This is a genomic window from Arenibacterium sp. CAU 1754 (assembly GCF_054482635.1).
This window is the reverse complement of record NZ_JBTLRG010000005.1, coordinates 219933-236262: the sequence shown is the minus strand read 5'-3', so window position 1 is coordinate 236262 and position 16330 is coordinate 219933. Positions and strand designations below refer to the sequence as shown.

The 16330-nt window shown below is 60.1% G+C and carries 17 protein-coding genes; 9 read left to right on the top strand and 8 right to left on the bottom strand.

Annotated features, from left to right (window positions below; translation table 11 throughout):
* Nucleotides 1–68 precede the first annotated feature (68 nt).
* The 3 genes from prpE to ACXYMO_RS17705 all read left to right on the top strand — a co-directional run bounded on the left by prpE (nt 69) and on the right by ACXYMO_RS17705 (nt 5120).
* On the top strand, nt 69–1961 hold the full coding sequence (gene prpE, locus ACXYMO_RS17715; RefSeq protein ID WP_458880071.1) for a propionate-CoA ligase PrpE: 1893 nt from the start codon (nt 69–71) through the stop codon (nt 1959–1961).
* Nucleotides 1962–2075: 114 nt separating this feature from the next.
* The gene (locus ACXYMO_RS17710; RefSeq protein ID WP_458880070.1) at nt 2076–3506 is read left to right on the top strand and encodes an amidase family protein; all 1431 of its coding nucleotides are present in this window, start codon (nt 2076–2078) and stop codon (nt 3504–3506) included.
* A gap of 54 nt (nt 3507–3560) precedes the next feature.
* A complete protein-coding gene (locus ACXYMO_RS17705) occupies nt 3561–5120 on the top strand; it encodes a long-chain-fatty-acid--CoA ligase (RefSeq protein ID WP_458880069.1) in 1560 nt (519 codons plus the stop codon).
* Between the two features lie 225 nt (nt 5121–5345).
* Here the strand turns inward: ACXYMO_RS17705 and ACXYMO_RS17700 are convergent, their stop codons facing one another.
* On the bottom strand, nt 5346–6194 hold the full coding sequence (locus ACXYMO_RS17700) for an NAD kinase (RefSeq protein ID WP_458880068.1): 849 nt from the start codon (nt 6192–6194) through the stop codon (nt 5346–5348).
* A gap of 87 nt (nt 6195–6281) precedes the next feature.
* On the opposite strand from ACXYMO_RS17700, the gene glyA reads away from it, so the two are divergent.
* Nucleotides 6282–7577 carry a serine hydroxymethyltransferase gene (glyA, locus tag ACXYMO_RS17695; RefSeq protein WP_458880067.1) on the top strand — a complete coding sequence of 432 codons (1296 nt, stop codon included), beginning with the start codon at nt 6282–6284 and terminating at the stop codon, nt 7575–7577.
* A gap of 81 nt (nt 7578–7658) precedes the next feature.
* Here the strand turns inward: glyA and ACXYMO_RS17690 are convergent, their stop codons facing one another.
* The 4 genes from ACXYMO_RS17690 to ACXYMO_RS17675 form a co-directional block, all read right to left on the bottom strand.
* Nucleotides 7659–7937, bottom strand: a complete 279-nt coding sequence (locus ACXYMO_RS17690; RefSeq protein ID WP_458880066.1) for a hypothetical protein — start codon at nt 7935–7937, stop codon at nt 7659–7661.
* A gap of 35 nt (nt 7938–7972) precedes the next feature.
* The gene (locus tag ACXYMO_RS17685) at nt 7973–8644 is read right to left on the bottom strand and encodes a PspA/IM30 family protein (protein WP_458880065.1); all 672 of its coding nucleotides are present in this window, start codon (nt 8642–8644) and stop codon (nt 7973–7975) included.
* A gap of 91 nt (nt 8645–8735) precedes the next feature.
* Nucleotides 8736–9332 (bottom strand): TetR/AcrR family transcriptional regulator, encoded by a 597-nt coding sequence (locus ACXYMO_RS17680; RefSeq protein WP_458880064.1) that lies wholly within the window; start codon nt 9330–9332, stop codon nt 8736–8738.
* A gap of 75 nt (nt 9333–9407) precedes the next feature.
* On the bottom strand, nt 9408–9782 hold the full coding sequence (locus ACXYMO_RS17675; RefSeq protein WP_458880063.1) for a hypothetical protein: 375 nt from the start codon (nt 9780–9782) through the stop codon (nt 9408–9410).
* Between the two features lie 92 nt (nt 9783–9874).
* On the opposite strand from ACXYMO_RS17675, the gene ACXYMO_RS17670 reads away from it, so the two are divergent.
* Nucleotides 9875–10633 carry an alpha/beta fold hydrolase gene (locus ACXYMO_RS17670; protein WP_458880062.1) on the top strand — a complete coding sequence of 253 codons (759 nt, stop codon included), beginning with the start codon at nt 9875–9877 and terminating at the stop codon, nt 10631–10633.
* A gap of 140 nt (nt 10634–10773) precedes the next feature.
* Entirely contained in the window at nt 10774–10977 is a 204-nt protein-coding gene (locus tag ACXYMO_RS17665) for a hypothetical protein (protein ID WP_458880061.1), read from the top strand.
* 9 nt (nt 10978–10986) lie between these two features.
* Here the strand turns inward: ACXYMO_RS17665 and ACXYMO_RS17660 are convergent, their stop codons facing one another.
* Both ACXYMO_RS17660 and ACXYMO_RS17655 read right to left on the bottom strand, forming a co-directional pair.
* Nucleotides 10987–11496, bottom strand: a complete 510-nt coding sequence (locus ACXYMO_RS17660) for a PhnA domain-containing protein (protein ID WP_458880060.1) — start codon at nt 11494–11496, stop codon at nt 10987–10989.
* 105 nt (nt 11497–11601) lie between these two features.
* The gene (locus ACXYMO_RS17655; protein WP_458880059.1) at nt 11602–11778 is read right to left on the bottom strand and encodes a hypothetical protein; all 177 of its coding nucleotides are present in this window, start codon (nt 11776–11778) and stop codon (nt 11602–11604) included.
* 589 nt (nt 11779–12367) lie between these two features.
* Between ACXYMO_RS17655 and ACXYMO_RS17650 the strand changes: the two genes are divergently transcribed.
* Complete coding sequence (locus tag ACXYMO_RS17650; protein ID WP_458880058.1) at nt 12368–12484, top strand: entericidin A/B family lipoprotein; 117 nt, start codon at nt 12368–12370, stop codon at nt 12482–12484.
* 111 nt (nt 12485–12595) lie between these two features.
* On the opposite strand, the gene lepA is transcribed toward ACXYMO_RS17650, so the two are convergent.
* Nucleotides 12596–14395 (bottom strand): translation elongation factor 4, encoded by a 1800-nt coding sequence (gene lepA / locus ACXYMO_RS17645; RefSeq protein WP_458880057.1) that lies wholly within the window; start codon nt 14393–14395, stop codon nt 12596–12598.
* Nucleotides 14396–14575: 180 nt separating this feature from the next.
* Here lepA and ACXYMO_RS17640 point away from each other — a divergent pair, with 180 nt between their 5' ends.
* Nucleotides 14576–14914 (top strand): hypothetical protein, encoded by a 339-nt coding sequence (locus ACXYMO_RS17640; RefSeq protein WP_458880056.1) that lies wholly within the window; start codon nt 14576–14578, stop codon nt 14912–14914.
* A 160-nt stretch (nt 14915–15074) separates the two neighbouring features.
* Nucleotides 15075–16325: an Hsp70 family protein gene (locus ACXYMO_RS17635; RefSeq protein WP_458880055.1), complete on the top strand. Its 1251-nt coding sequence runs from the start codon at nt 15075–15077 to the stop codon at nt 16323–16325.
* Nucleotides 16326–16330: the final 5 nt, after the last annotated feature.

Below are 16330 nucleotides of genomic sequence, written 5' to 3'. Positions count from 1 at the left end.
TCTCATGCCGCTTGCCCGGTGCGGTTCGGCTCCTTAACACCGGATCAACGCTCAGGAGGAGGAATACCATGGCATACAAGGACGTCTATGCAAGCTGGCAGAACGACCCGGAGTCCTTTTGGATGCAGGCCGCCGAAGCAATCGACTGGGTCCGCAAACCGTCGCGTGCGCTGAATTCGGACAAGGCCCCGCTTTATACCTGGTTTGATGATGGCATGGTGAACACCTGCTATAACGCCGTTGATCGCCACGTCGAGGCTGGCCGCGGCGCACAGGTTGCGATCATCCACGACAGCCCTGTGACGGGCGTGGTGCACAAGATCACCTATTCCGAACTCAAGAACCGCGTTGCATCGCTGGCTGGCGCGCTGCAGGCGAAGGGCGTCGAAAAAGGCGACCGCGTCATTATCTATATGCCCATGGTCCCCGAAGCGCTTGAGGCGATGCTGGCCTGTGCCCGGATCGGTGCGATCCATTCGGTCGTGTTTGGCGGGTTTGCCGCCAACGAACTGGCCGTGCGCATCGATGACTGCAAGCCCAAGGCGATCATCGCCGCCTCCTGCGGGATCGAACCGGGCCGCGTCGTGCATTACAAACCGCTGCTGGACGGGGCGATTGACCTCGCTGAGCACAAACCCGACTTCACGGTCATTTTCCAGCGCGAACAAGAGGTTGCCAAGCTGATCGAGGGGCGCGATTTTGACTGGCACGCGATGCAGTTTGGCGTTGAACCGGCCGATTGCGTCCCCGTCGAAGGGTCACACCCGGCCTATATCCTTTACACGTCCGGCACCACCGGCGCGCCCAAGGGCGTGATCCGCGCCACCGGCGGTCACCTTGTGGCGCTGAACTGGACGATGAAGAACATCTATAACGTCGACCCGGGCGATGTGTTCTGGGCCGCGTCCGATGTAGGTTGGGTCGTGGGCCATTCCTATATTTGCTATGGGCCGCTGATCCACGGCAACACGACCATCGTGTTCGAGGGCAAGCCGGTCGGCACGCCCGATCCGGGCACCTTCTGGCGCGTAATTGCCGATCATAAGGTCAAATCCTTTTTCACGGCCCCGACCGCGATCCGGGCGGTCAAACGGGACGATCCCAAAGGCGACTATGTCGGCAAATATGACCTGTCCAGCCTGAACACCCTGTACCTTGCCGGAGAGCGGGCCGACCCGGACACCATCGAATGGGCGCAGAAAATCCTGAACGTTCCGGTGATCGACCACTGGTGGCAGACCGAAACCGGTTTTGCCATTGCCGCCAACCCGATGGGGATCGAGGAACTGCCGGTCAAGATCGGCTCGCCCTCGGTCGCGATGCCGGGCTATGACGTGCAAATCCTCGACGAGGGCGGCAGCCCGATGCAGACTAGGGAACTGGGGGCAATCGCGATCAAGCTGCCGTTGCCGCCGGGTACTCTTCCCAACCTCTGGAACGCCGAGGACCGGTTCGTCAAATCCTACCTGACCACCTTTCCCGGCTATTACGAAACCGGCGATGCGGGCATGATCGACGAGGACGGGTATCTTTACATCATGGCGCGTACCGATGACGTGATCAACGTCGCTGGGCACCGCCTGTCTACCGGCGCGATGGAAGAGGTTCTGGCCGCCCATCCAGATGTGGCCGAATGCGCCGTGATCGGAGTCAGCGACCAGTTGAAAGGGCAGATGCCCGTCGGTTTCCTGATCCTGAGCGCGGGTGTGAACCGTCCGCATGAAGAGATCACCGCGGAATGCGTCAAGCTGGTGCGCGAAAAGATCGGGCCCGTTGCGGCGTTCAAGCTGGCCGTGGTGGTCGATCGCCTGCCCAAGACCCGGTCGGGCAAGATTTTGCGCGCGACCATGGTCAAGATCGCCGACAATCAGGACTTCAAAATGCCTGCGACCATCGACGATCCGGCCATTCTGGACGAAATCCGCGATGCGCTGAAAACTGTCGGTTACGCCGGGGCCTGATCGCCCTTCACGATACGCGCTTTGAATTGGCCGCCCCCTCGGACAGGAGGGGCGGCCAATTTTTCTTGGCAATGTCCTGTCATGCCGCCTAGGGTCACGCTTGGGAGAATTTGCATGACACAGGATACGCTGTGGCGCCTCAGCGCCACTGAAACAGCCGCCTTGACCCACGCGGGCGATGTTTCCGCCGAGGACACGGTCACATCGGCCATCAACAGGATGAATGCGGTCAACCCGGGCTTGAATGCCGTGGTCGAGGATCTGAGCGGCGAGGCGCTGGACCGCGCCCGCGCGCTGGACACGGCCCGCGCCCAGGGCGCTGAAACCGGACCGCTGCACGGCGTTCCGGTCACCATAAAGATCAACGTCGATCAGAAAGGTCATGCCACCAGCAATGGCCTTCCCGCGCTCAGGGATTTCATTGCACCCGATGATGCGCCGATTGTGGCCAGCCTGCATAACGCCGGCGCCATCGTGATCGGGCGCACCAACACGCCCGAATTTTCGTTTCGTGCCGACACCGACAACCCGTTGTTCGGGCGCACCCATAACCCGTGGGGCAAACATATCTCGCCCGGCGGGTCATCGGGTGGGGCCGGATCTGCGGTGATGGCCGGGATCGGGTCCCTGGCCCATGGCAATGACATCGGCGGATCGCTGCGCTTTCCTGCCGCCGCCAACGGTGCGGTCACCGTCAAACCCGGACTGGGCCGTGTCGCGGCATGGAACCCGGGGCAAACCGCTGAACGCGGCATGCTGGCGCAATCGATGTCGGTGCAGGGTCTGATCACCCGCACGGCCGAGGACCTTCACCTGTCGATGCCATCGGCCATCGCGCCCGATCCGCGCGATCCGTTCCATGTGCCCCTGCCCTGGCGCGGCGAGGCGATCGAGGGGTCGATCAAGGTGGCCTTTACCAAGACCACCTTTGAATTTGACATGCACCCCGAGGTGTCGCTCGCACTGGACGCGGCGCGCGATGCGCTGACCGATGCCGGGTATCAGGTGGACGAGGTCGAACCGCCCCTTCTGCGCGAAACCGCACTGGATGGCTATCGCGCCCTGCTGGGCGAGGTGCAGGCGCTGATGGGCCCCGATATCCGGGCGGCCGGGTCAGAAACCATCAACGCGATCTTTGACGAATATTTCGATCAGTTCCCGCCTTTCGAGGGCGATGCCCTGTTGGCCATGATGGCCCGGCGCACCCATTACGCGCGCGAATGGTCGCTGTTCCTGCAGGACTATCCGCTGGTCCTCACCCCGTTCCTCCCTCAGCCGTTCTTTGGCCCGGACCGCGATGCCGAAGGCGCCGATGGCGTGCGCGAGGCTTTGGGCTCGGCGCTTTATTCCTATTCCATGAACTTTATCGGCCTGCCTGCGGGCAACGTGCCGGCCCGGCTGGCGCAGCTACCGGCCGGTCCGCAGCCAATCAACGTACAGATCGTCGGACGCCGCTGGCGTGAGGATTTGATCGTCGATGCCTGCGCCGCGGTTCAGGCGCGTGTCGGCTTTATGCACGAGGCGCTGTGGGATCGCATGACATAACATCCGGGCACCGCCAACCGGAGCAAGACACATATCAGGGAGACGCATTTTACCATGCAGATTACAGCCATTCTGCGCCGCGCGGCGCAAGTCAACCCAACCGGCACCGCAACGATCTTCAAAGATCGGCAACACAACTGGCTGCAGCTGATGGACCGCGTCGCGCATCTGGCCGGAGCCTTTCAGAAATTGGGCATGAAACCCGGTGATCGGGTCGCGCTGCTGTCGCTGAATTCCGACCGCTATATCGAATATTTCTTTGCCAGCGTCTGGGGCGGCGGGGCGATGATGCCGATGAATATCCGCTGGTCCCCCGCGGAATGTGCCTATGCGCTGAACGATGCAGGGGCCGAGATCCTGCTTGTGGACGAAGCCTTTGCCGAGGCGGCGAAGGTCATTCAGGAACAGGCCCCTGTGGTCAGGACGCTGGTGTTCTGCGGCGATGGCGACACGCCCGAGGGCATGGTCAACTATGAGGATATCCTGAACTCGGCCGAACCGGTCGAGGATGCCGGGCGGGGCGGCGATGATCTGGCCGGTATTTTCTATACCGGCGGCACGACCGGCTTTCCCAAAGGGGTGATGCTGTCGCACCAGAATTTCTATGTGGGCGGCATTTCCAATGCGCAGGAACTGGAGCTGCGCGACGGGTCCGTCTATCTGCATGCCGCGCCGATGTTTCACATTGCCGATATGCTGTGGTTCACGGCGGTAAGCTTTGTGGCGGGTACGCATGTGGTGATCCCGATGTTCACGCCCGACGATACGCTGGCAGCCGTCGAAACCCATCGCCCCTCGCATCTGTTGCTGGTGCCGGTAATGTTGCAGATGGTGCTGACCAGCCCGAAACTGGCCGATACGGATATTTCATCGCTTGAGATGATCGCCTATGGCGCCTCGCCGATCACCGAGGCCGTTCTGAAAGACGCCTTTGTCAGATTCCCCAAAGTGCAATTCCTGCAAGCCTTTGGTCAGACGGAACTGGCTCCGGTTGCCACGATTCTGGGCACGGATTACCACGTGCTGGAAGGGCCCAAGGCCGGCAAGCTGCGCTCGGCCGGGCGGGCAACGCGGGTTGTTGAAATCCGGGTCGTCGATGAGGCGGGCAAAGAGGTCCCGCACGGAACCGTGGGGCATATCACCGTGAAGGGCCCGATCACGATGCTGGGCTATTGGAACAAGCCCGATGTGACCGCAGACACCCTGAAAGACGGCTGGGTCTATACTGGCGATGCGGGATACATGGACGAGGAAGGGTTCATTTTCCTGATGGACCGGATCAAGGATATGGTCGTGTCAGGCGGCGAAAACGTGTATTCTGCCGAGGTTGAGAATGCCATCGGCCAGCACTCTGCCGTGGCCACAAGCGCCGTGATCGGCATCCCCAGCGACGAATGGGGCGAAGCCGTGCATGCCATCGTAATCCTGCACCCCGGCGCCGAAGCGACCGAAGACGAGATCAAGGCGCATTGTCACACGCTGATTGCCGGGTACAAATGCCCCCGAAGTGTCGAATTCCGCACCGGGCCTTTCCCCCTGTCGGGAGCGAACAAGGTCCTGAAAACGGAATTGCGCAAACCCTATTGGGAAGGGCGCGACCGCCAGATTTCGTAAGGGAAAAGAAGGTGTGGACGCGGGTAATGAATCCCGCGCCCACAGCAAATTTGGCCAATCGTTCACTACACATCGGCACCACTCACGAATTACCGAAGGGCTGAAAATGCAGCCACCCCAAGCCTGCGATAAGCACGTGGCGGTGTAAGTGAACTTCTTCACAGTACCTGTAAAGAAATCACGAATTTCTCCGAATTTTCCAGTTTTTGTGGGAAAATGGCCGGCTCAGGTGAACTGTTCCGAGATCAAACGCTCTTCCAGTCCGTGGCCGGGATCGAACAGGATTCGGTGCTGGATACTTGGTTCGGACTGGATTTCCACCCAGGCGATATCGTCGATCGAAATCGAATCCGCATCGGCCATCACCGGGCGTTTTTCAGGTTCGACCACGTCGAACCGGACCTGTGCGGTCTTGGGCAGCAGCGCCCCGCGCCAGCGACGCGGACGAAACGCGGCAATCGCCGTCAGGGCCAGAACATCCGCACCGATCGGCAGGATGGGGCCATGGGCGGAATAGTTATAGGCGGTCGACCCCGCCGGGGTCGCCACCAACGCCCCGTCACAGACCAGTTCAGCCAGGCGCAGGCGCCCGTCCACGGTGATGCGCAGTTTGGCCGCCTGTGGACCGGCGCGCAGCAGCGATACCTCGTTGATGGCCAGCGCCTTGTGCAGTTTTCCCGATTGGTCCATCGCCCGCATGGAGAGCGGGTTGATGACCTCTTCCTCGGCCTCTTCGAGCCGCTCCAGAAGATCGGATTCACTATAGGTGTTCATCAGGAACCCGATGGTGCCCCGATTCATCCCATAGACCGGCGCGGGCAGATCCTGTGTGGCGTGCAGCGTTCGCAACATGAACCCGTCGCCCCCAAGGGCCACGATCACGTCAGCGTCTTCAGCGGCGCAGTTACCATAGCGTCCGATCAGCGCGGCGCGCGCAGTCTGCGCCACGGGCGCGTCGCTGGCCAAAAACGCGATTTTCAAGGTCATTCCAAAGGTTTCCGGTACTGCACATGTGGTTCCGAAACAATCATACCTTTCCGTCCAACGCCAGCCTTGACGCATCACGGGATGCATTCGTCGCTTTACAGGCTTTATCACCGCCCGGCTTTCCGATACGAACCCGGCCTATCAAGGCCTTATTCCCTGCTATCGGAGCATGACATGACCGCGTCTCATCGTGACACTGGGTTCTTCACTGAAACACTCGCCACGCGCGACCCCGAAATCTTTGGCTCGATCACCTCCGAGCTGGGTCGCCAGCGCGACGAGATCGAACTGATCGCGTCGGAAAACATCGTTTCCGCCGCCGTGATGGAGGCGCAGGGTTCGGTCATGACGAACAAATACGCCGAAGGGTATCCGGGCCGCCGGTACTATGGCGGGTGCCAGTTCGTGGACGTGGCTGAGAACCTTGCGATCGACCGCGCCAAGCTGCTGTTCGATTGTGAATTCGCCAACGTTCAGCCGAACTCGGGCTCGCAGGCAAACCAGGGTGTGTACCAGGCGCTTCTGCAACCGGGCGACACCATTCTGGGCATGTCGCTGGACGCGGGCGGTCACCTGACCCACGGCGCCAAGCCGAACCAGTCGGGCAAATGGTTCAACGCGATCCAGTATGGCGTGCGCAAACAGGACAACATGCTGGACTACGATCAGGTCGCAGCACTGGCCAAGGAACACCAGCCCAAGCTGATCATCGCCGGTGGTTCGGCCATCCCGCGCCAGATCAATTTTGCCAAGATGCGCGAAATCGCCGACAGCGTTGGCGCCTATCTGCACGTGGACATGGCGCATTTCGCCGGTCTGGTTGCGGCGGGTGAACACCCCTCGCCCTTCCCGCATGCGCATGTGGCGACCACCACGACGCACAAGACCCTGCGCGGTCCGCGCGGCGGCATGATCCTGACCAATGACGAGACAATCGCGAAAAAGGTCAACTCGGCCATCTTCCCCGGCATTCAGGGCGGTCCGCTGATGCATGTGATCGCCGCCAAGGCCGTTGCCTTTGGAGAGGCGCTGCGCCCCGGGTTCAAAGAATATGCCAAGCAGGTCATCACCAATGCCCAGGCGCTGAGCGATCAGCTGATCAAGGGTGGGCTCGACACTGTGACCCATGGCACCGACACCCATGTGGTTCTGGTCGACCTGCGCCCCAAGAACGTCAAGGGCAACGCCACCGAAAAGGCACTGGGCCGGGCGCATATCACCTGCAACAAGAATGGCGTTCCGTTTGATCCCGAAAAGCCGACCGTGACCAGCGGTATCCGTCTGGGTTCACCCGCCGGCACCACCCGCGGGTTTGGCGAGGCCGAGTTCCGCCAGATCGCCGACTGGATCATCGAAGTGGTCGATGGGCTGGCAGCCAACGGCGAAGACGGCAATGGCGAGGTCGAAGCCAAGGTCAAGGCCGAAGTCGCCGATCTGTGCGCGCGCTTCCCGATTTACCCCAACCTGTGATCTGAAACCGACCTTCGAAGAAAAATGCGCCCGGGGTGACAGGATCACCCCGGGCGTTTTTCATGTCAGATCGCAGCAGGATCAATTCTGATCCTTCAACGCCTCTTCCAGCAGTTTTTCGTTGCGGGCCTCTTCGATCTTGCGCAGGCGGTCGGCGCTCGAGCGCCAGTCAAAGCGGTATTTCACAACGTTGATCAGGCTGATGGTCAGCAGCAGAATACCCATGCCCCAATAGCCCTTGGTCGCCAGCGGCACGTCCACCGACAAGTAAAGCGACAGGGCCAGCAGGCCATAGGCAATCAGAACGCCCGCGACATTCAGCATGATGATCAAGTTGTTTTCATTTTGGTCGATGTGCATTTTTCTTCTCCTTCAAACTGGTTCAGTGATTTCAGTTACGACTTGAGACGTTTCAAAACGTCCGATGCGGTGGATTTCGAATGCGCGCCAAACCCTTCGGCGGCCATCCGGTCGGCAACCGTTTCGTGGTTCAGAGAACTGTCGATTTCGCGCAGGATTTCGCTTTGCTCGAACGGGTCGTCCTGTTTCATGACCCGCGCGATCAGGTCCGCGGCCTCGTCCATCGGGCTGTCGCCGCCGGCGGTGCGGTTCAGGCGGGTTTGAATGGCCTGTTCCTTGCGCACCGCGCGGGCCGCCATGGCCCCCTGGCGCAAATCGATGATGCGCCGGTTCGCGGTTTCGACAGACTGACGCAGGCGCAGAACCCGCGTGCTCAGCCTTGAGACCGCCTGTTGGCGCAACTCCACCTCGTTTTCCATGTCGGCGATGGCCTGGGCCGCCTCGCCGGCCAGATCTTCGCGCCCGTTTTCCAGCGCCTCTTTGGCGCGGTCGATCAAATCCATGATCCGGTGGTTCAGCGTCACGATCTGGCAATTCTCGGCGCGCTCACGCTGAATAAGGCTGGCCAGCGAAAACTTGGCGGCCTTCAGCCCAGCTTCGGCTTCGCGAATCTTTTGGTCAATCAATTCAATTGAATAGATGTCGCGAATATTCTCTTCCGCCCTTGCGTTCGCGCCCGCAATCAGCGTTTTCAAAGTTCCGAACATGTTCGCCTCCTATCGTGAACGTCGTTCATGACAGCAACATACATATTCGTGAACGCCGTTCAAGTCTAAAAATGAACAGTGTTCAAAAAGTTTACTTGTTTCCGATTTGGCGTAGAACCTGGGCGATCATGATTTTGATGTTCTCATGCGGCACGCCCGAGATGCGGTTCTCCAACCCCAAAAGGACGATCCCGTGCACAGATGAAAACAACGCCCGTGTCATCAGGTCCAGTTCACGTTCCGAAAAGTCGGGAAAGATTTTCGAAAGGGGGGCCGCGATCATGGCAAAGAGCTGGGACAATTCCTGAAGGTACCACTCCGGCACCGGGCCGTCGGCAGGCATCTGAAGGTCGAACAAGGCGCGCCACAGATGCGTGTTTTCCGCTGCAAACGCCAGATAGGCATAAGACATCTCGATCAGTTGATCGTTGGGCGGCTTGTCCCTGGAGCGTTCAACCGCCACGGACACGGCTGCGCCGATCTTGCGAAAGGTGCGCCCGTTCACGGCCATGATCAGCGCGTTGATATCATCAAAGACGTTGTAAATCGCACCCAGGGCACAGCCCGCCTGTTTCGCCAGATCACGCGCCTTGACCGATTGCATCCCGCCTTTGACGATCTGTGCCTCGGTCACATCGATCAGCGTTTCGCGCAGGCGGGCCTTTCTTTCTCGGGTTTTTTCGGACATGCGGACCCCACTTTGAACGTCGTTCAAAGCTTAACGCGCGCCCGACCCTGTCGCAAGCCAACAAACTGCGTCAATTCACAGATAACCGCGCCAGACCAGAAACACCAAAACAATGGCAAGCACGGCGAGAATGTTGAACGCGACACCCCCCAGAACGCCAAGCCACCAGCCTTTGCGCCGGTCCGCCACATCGATCGACTGAAGAAATTCGCGGATGTCAGCATCGGCCGCATCCAGGCGGGCGGTATCAACTGTCTGACGCAGCTTGGGATGGCTCATTTCGGAAAGACCCGCGATCAATGTATCGCCTTGCTTTTGGACCTTGCGCGGGAGCCGCCGTCTGGCCTTTTGAAAGGCCGCCGGAAAGGACTTGGCCCTGACGCCCATCTTGTCGCGCAGCAGGTCCGCCAGCTCCTCGGCCCTGGCAAAATAATCTTGGCTCGTACTCACACCCAACTCCCCTTTGTGCGCGATGTTAACCTTTGTTGTTCGCCCCCTCAACGGGTCTGGCACAGGACCGGGGTGCAGGGTATGACAACCCCATGTTGAACCTGATCACCCATGGCACGCCCACCCAGGCCCCGCCCCTTGTGATTGCGCATGGCCTCTACGGATCGGCGCGCAACTGGGGTGTGATTGCCAAGCGACTTTCTGACACGCGGCAAGTGTTTGCCGTGGATATGCGCAACCACGGTTCCAGCCCCTGGACCGACAGTCATGGCTATGAGGACATGGCCGATGACCTCGCCGAGGTGATCGCCCATATCGGCGGCCAGGCGGATGTAGTGGGCCATTCCATGGGCGGCAAATCTGCGATGATGTTGGCGCTGCGTCACCCAAAGGCGGTTCATCGCCTTGTCGTGGCCGATATCGCACCGGTGACCTACACGCACTCGCAACTGCCCTTCATTCAGGCGATGCGCGCGGTCGATCTGTCGGTCGTGACCCGCCGGTCCGAGGCCGAAGCCCTGCTTGCCGATCTGGGCGTGGACAAGAGCCTGCAAAGCTTTTTCACCCAGTCGCTTGATATCCAGGGACATCGCTGGCGGTTGAATCTGGACGTTCTTGAGGCTGAAATGCCCCGGATCATGTCCTTTCCCGAAACCGAGGCCACGTGGGACGGCCCGACGTTGTTCCTGTCAGGGGGCGACTCGAACTATGTGACCCCGGATCATCGCGATGTGATCCGCGCGCGGTTTCCCCGCGCCCGGTTCGCAAAGATCCCCGGTGCGGGGCATTGGCTGCATGCGGAAAAGCCACGGGAATTCGAAGCTGCCGCGCGCATCTTTCTGGACGCCTGACTGACGCTATTTATCTTTATATTTTTCAATATGTTAAGGGTTTGCAAGAAAGCCTCTGACACATCTCGCGTTGTTTTCTCCGCAATCCAGACATGATGGCATGCCGCCAGCAGCCTAAGCTGCTGAAAAGGGATGTAATCATGGCGATTCTTTTGACGATATCCATACTGTCCGGACTGGTCAGCGCGACCTATGCCGGATTCGCCCTGAACGCGGGTCCCCTGATCATGATGGGCTGGTACGTCGCCGGATGCTGGGCCGGCTTTTCAATTGCCATAATGCTGTTTGGAGTGCTTCTTGCCCTGCGGCCGCGACCCGAGCCGCAGCCGCAGACCACGTCCTGAGCAGCCCGCTTATCGCTTCTTCACAAACTCGGTCAGAATGACGATGCGCTGTCCTTCGACCCGGCCTTCGATATGGGCAGGGTTGTCGGCGACCAGAGAAATTCCCCGCACGGCCGTGCCGCGCTTGGCGGTAAAATTCGCGCCTTTGACCGGCAAGTCCTTGATCAGAACCACCGTGTCCCCCGCTGCAAGCGGTGCACCATTGCTGTCTTTGTGAGCGCTTTGTGAGGCCTCGTTGTCCACCCAGGCCTGAATGTCGTCGGGCAACCAGAGTTGATCAGCCAGGTCGCGGGCCCAGTCATGGTCGGCGAGGCGCCTGAGCATCCGCGCCGCCATGACCTGGGTAGCTGCATCTTCGGACCACATCGACGATGCCAGGCATCGCCAGTGGTTCGGATCGGTTGTGTCCTCGATTTGGGACACGCATATGGCACAAACGTCTGTGCTGGCCTCGTCTAGTCCCCCTGCGACGGGAACGGACGTCAGAGGCGTGTCGGCGGCGCAGAGAGAGCAGGTCATATATCAAATCCGGAAACTTAGTATTCCGGCAGGTATATCCGCATCTTCGCGCCGTCAACATAACCTGTGGCTGGCACCCCACCCGACGCCAGCCACAGGTATAGTTTACCGTGCGGCGGCGCGCATTGACACGAACTGCACCATTGCCTGGATTTCTCCATTGGTCACTTCACGCAGTTTCTCTGTTGCGGAAACACCGGGCAGATCGAATTGGCGCGTTCTCATTTTTGCGAGGGCGGCGATGCGGCGGGCGCGGGCGATCGTGGCGTAGTTGATGTTCATTGTAGTCTCCCAGTTCACTGCGTGGTGTGTAAGCAATCACAGGTTGAGTGATAAATAGGGATATTTCAAAGTAATCTTTTGGAAACTCTCTGTTTTCAAAATGGAAATTATGCGCGCGTACTGTTTTCGCCCTCTATGATAACCCTTTATTTGCAGAAGTTTAGACACATTTTCGCCCAAATGGAATGGTTCGCGTTCAGCTGTGTGGACCGCCATACGATGCTCCGAAACATCGAAAAACGTTACGGCATCTTCATTGAGTTCGGGTGGTATCCGGCCCGAATCACCACAACCCCGGGTTGTCACTCCTGTATTCCGATGCGTGCAAACGTCCCCCGCTTCACGAGGGCAGCGCACGGTACGGTGGCGCGGCATCAACCAGATTTCTTTTGGACCTGCCCCCATGTCCGGTTTGCATCCCAAGCTCCCAAAGTGCCTGCCGACCCGATCCGAGGCTTTGCTTCGGCACTGTTGGCGGAAATTTGCGACGCTGGGGCCACGCCGGTTCAGCCGTGCCACCGATCGTCTGGCAACCCACCGGCGGCCTGTGCTAGGCATCTGCAAGTTTTCTTTGCAAAGGACGCGTCCGATGATCCGACTGGTGTTGCTGTTCAGCCTGCTGATGACACTGACCGCTTGCGAAACCGCCAAGGGCGTCGGACGCGATCTCGAATCGGCAGGGCGCGGAATTCAGAAGGTTTTCTAACCTGTCCTGCGCGCGCATGGGTGTCTGTTCCTGGCCACTTCAGATCAACAGGGCGTCGCACGCAACCGGCGTTGCCAATCGCTTTCGCGGACGCGCTCTTAAAATGGGCAGTTAGCTGTCCATTTTGAGCGCCGAGATGAAGGCCTCTTGCGGGATGTCCACCTTGCCGAACTGGCGCATCTTTTTCTTACCCTTCTTCTGCTTTTCCAGCAGTTTCTTTTTCCGGGTCGCGTCGCCGCCATAACATTTGGCGGTCACGTCCTTGCGCATGGCAGACAAGGTTTCGCGTGCGATGACCTTGCCGCCGATGGCCGCCTGGATCGGGATTTTGAACATGTGGCGCGGGATCAGGTCCTTGAGCTTTTCAACCATGGCGCGGCCGCGGGCCTCTGCCCGGTCACGGTGGACCATCATCGACAGGGCATCGACCGGTTCGTCATTCACGAGGATCGACATTTTCACGAGGTTATCCTCGCGGTATTCGGTCAGTTGATAGTCGAACGATGCGTAGCCCTTGGTCACCGATTTCAGGCGGTCGTAAAAGTCGAACACCACCTCGTTGAGAGGCAGGTCATAGACGACCATGGCGCGCGCGCCGGCATAGGTGAGGTCGAGCTGGATGCCGCGGCGGTCCTGGCAGAGTTTGAGCACATCACCGAGGTATTCGTCGGGCACAAGGATGGTGGCCTTGATCCGGGGCTCTTCAAGGTGGTCCACATGGGTCAGGTCGGGCATGTCGGCGGGGTTGTGCAGCTCCTGCATCGTGCCGTCGCGCATGTGGATGTGATAAACGACCGAGGGCGCGGTGGTGATCAGGTCGATGTCATATTCACGCTCGATCCGGTCGCGGACCACCTCGAGGTGCAACAGGCCGAGAAAGCCGCAGCGGAAGCCAAAGCCAAGCGCGGCAGAGGTTTCCATTTCGTAGGAAAAGGACGCGTCGTTCAGGGCGAGCTTTTCAATAGCGTCGCGCAGATCCTCAAACTCGGCCGAGTCCACCGGGAAAAGACCACAGAAGACCACCGGCTGCGAGGGTTTGAAGCCCGGCAGAGCCTTGTCACAGCCGCGTTTTTCGTGGGTGATCGTGTCGCCCACGCGGGTGTCGCGGACCTGTTTGATCGACGCCGTGAGAAAGCCGATTTCGCCAGGGCCCAGTTCGCCGATCATTTCCATCTGCGGGCGGAAAACGCCGATACGGTCGACAAGGTGGACCGACCCGTTCGACATCATCTTGACCCGGTCGCCCTTTTTCAGGACGCCGTCCATGATGCGGACCAGAACGATCACGCCGAGGTAGGAGTCATACCAGGAGTCCACGAGCATCGCCTTGAGCGGGGCATCGCGGTCGCCTGTTGGGGCGGGCAGTTTCCGAACGATGGCCTCAAGCGTTTCGTGAATGCCGACGCCGGTTTTGGCGCTGACCCGGATCGCTTCGGAGGCGTCGATGCCGATGACGTCTTCGATCTGTTCGGCGACGCGGTCACAATCGGATGCCGGCAGGTCGATCTTGTTCAGGACGGGGACGATCTCGTGATCCGCGTCGATGGCCTGATAGACGTTGGCGAGGGTCTGCGCCTCAACGCCCTGGGTGGAGTCCACGACGAGGAGCGAGCCTTCGACCGCGCGCATGGAGCGGGAGACCTCATAGGCGAAATCGACGTGGCCAGGGGTGTCGATCAGGTTCAGCACATAGGTTTCGCCATCGTCCGCCTTGTAATCGATGCGGACGGTGTTGGCCTTGATCGTGATGCCGCGTTCACGTTCGATGTCCATGGCATCCAGCAGCTGTTCCTTCATGTCACGGTCCTGAACCGTGCCAGTTTCCTGAATCAGGCGGTCGGCAAGCGTGGATTTCCCATGGTCGATGTGGGCAACGATCGAAAAATTGCGGATATGTGCGAGCTCTGTCATGGATGGGGATATGATGCGGATTTGTGACTTGGTCAATGGGGATCGCAGCCACAGGGCACCATCCGGCGCGGGTTGATTGAAACTGCACTGCAGTTGCGTCATACTTGGGTTGGCGTACATAATATTTCCGGCGCTCACCGCACATCAGATGCGCAGGCCGGTTCGGGTTGAGGCAGAGACATGACGCGTATCTTCACGGCACTTCTGGTTGTGGCATTTCTATCTTCGTGCGGCGGAGGATCGAACCGGTCGGGCGGGCCGGTGGCACGTTCGGCCAGCGGCCCCATCGCAACCGCCTGTCTGCAGGCCGGACGCAAGGCAGCCTCGCGTGAGCGGTGCGGATGCGTGCAGAGCGTGGCCAATGCCTCGCTGTCGTCTTCGGACCAGCGGCGCGGCGCGTCGTTCTTTTCGAACCCACAGAGCGCGCAGGACATCCGCCAGTCCGACAATGCATCCAACGAAGCCTTCTGGAAGCGGTGGAAAGCGTTCGGCGCGCAGGCCGCCAAGGTCTGTAGCTGAGCCCCTGTCGCGGTCCGCTGTCCCCAGCATCTCTTATTGGGCACGCCCAGGCGTTTCCTGCGAGACCGGCCTTCGCCGCCGAACGGGATGTTGACGCTTGACGGCCCCCGCCCGCGCCCATAGAGACGCGCCCTTCGTTTGATTGTCGGGAGGGATCGAGATGGCCGTGCCAAGCCACGTTTTGGGTATTGATTTTGGCACCTCCAATTCAGCCGCAGGGTATTTGCACGATGGCAATCCCCGGCTGATTGAAATGGCGCCAGGACAGACAACTCTGCCCACGACGTTCTTCTTTGATTTCGAAACCCGGCAGACCCTGACCGGCGAACCGGCCAATCAGGCGTTGCTCAGCGGTGCCGACGGGCGCTTTATGCGGGCGCTCAAGCGCGTGCTGGGCACGTCATTGATGCATGAAAAGCGCCAGATCCTGAACCAGCGCGTCACATTCGTGGAGATCATCGCCCGCTTCCTCAATCAGATCAAAACCAGGGCCGAGGCCGACGCCGGCCTGACCTTCGAGCGCGCCCTTTCGGGGCGCCCGGTGGTCTTTCACGGTATTGACGACCCGCGCGAGGCGCAGGCAGAAGCGGATCTGCGGGCCTGCTATCTGGCGGCGGGGTTCAGGGAGGTCGATTTCCTGCCCGAACCCGAGGCCGCCGCCATTGCCAGCGGCGCGCTGGAGCAGTCGGGCGCGATCGGTCTGATCGTCGATATCGGCGGCGGCACCTCGGATTTCTCACTGTTCCGGTCGGGGGATGCAGGCATCACGATCCTGGCCAATCACGGCGTGCGCATCGGGGGCACCGATTTCGACCGCACAATCAACATTGACCGCGTGATGCCTCTGCTGGGCAAGGGCACCCAGTTGCGAAAGGTGATTGGCCCCGGTGCATCGCCCGTGCCAAACGCAATCTTCAATGACCTGGCCACGTGGGAGAAGATCCCCTTTCTCTATACCGCTCAGAATCGCCGCATGGTTCAGGAAATGGCCCGGCTTGCCATTGAACCGGACAAGCTGAACCGCCTCGTTACCGTGATCGAGGACGAGTTGGGGCATGAATTGGCCTTTGCCGTCGAACGCGGAAAAATCGCGGCCAATTCCGGCAACGCGCAATCCCGCATTGATCTGGACCAGATCGAGCGAAACCTGTCGGCCCCGTTGCCGACCGGGGCGCTGGCCAATGTTCTTGCGCCCCATGCCGACGCCCTGAGCAGCGGCGCCAAAGAAACATTGCGCCTTGCGGGGATCGATATCGCGCAGATCGACAGGGTCATCTATGTTGGCGGTTCCAGCCTGATGGCGATGGTTTCGGACACCATGAAAGATCAATTTCCCGCTGCCCGGCATTCCTTCAGCGAAGTGTTCACCGCCGTCACCGATGGGCTGGCGATCGCCTCGGCGCGGATGTAACAGCC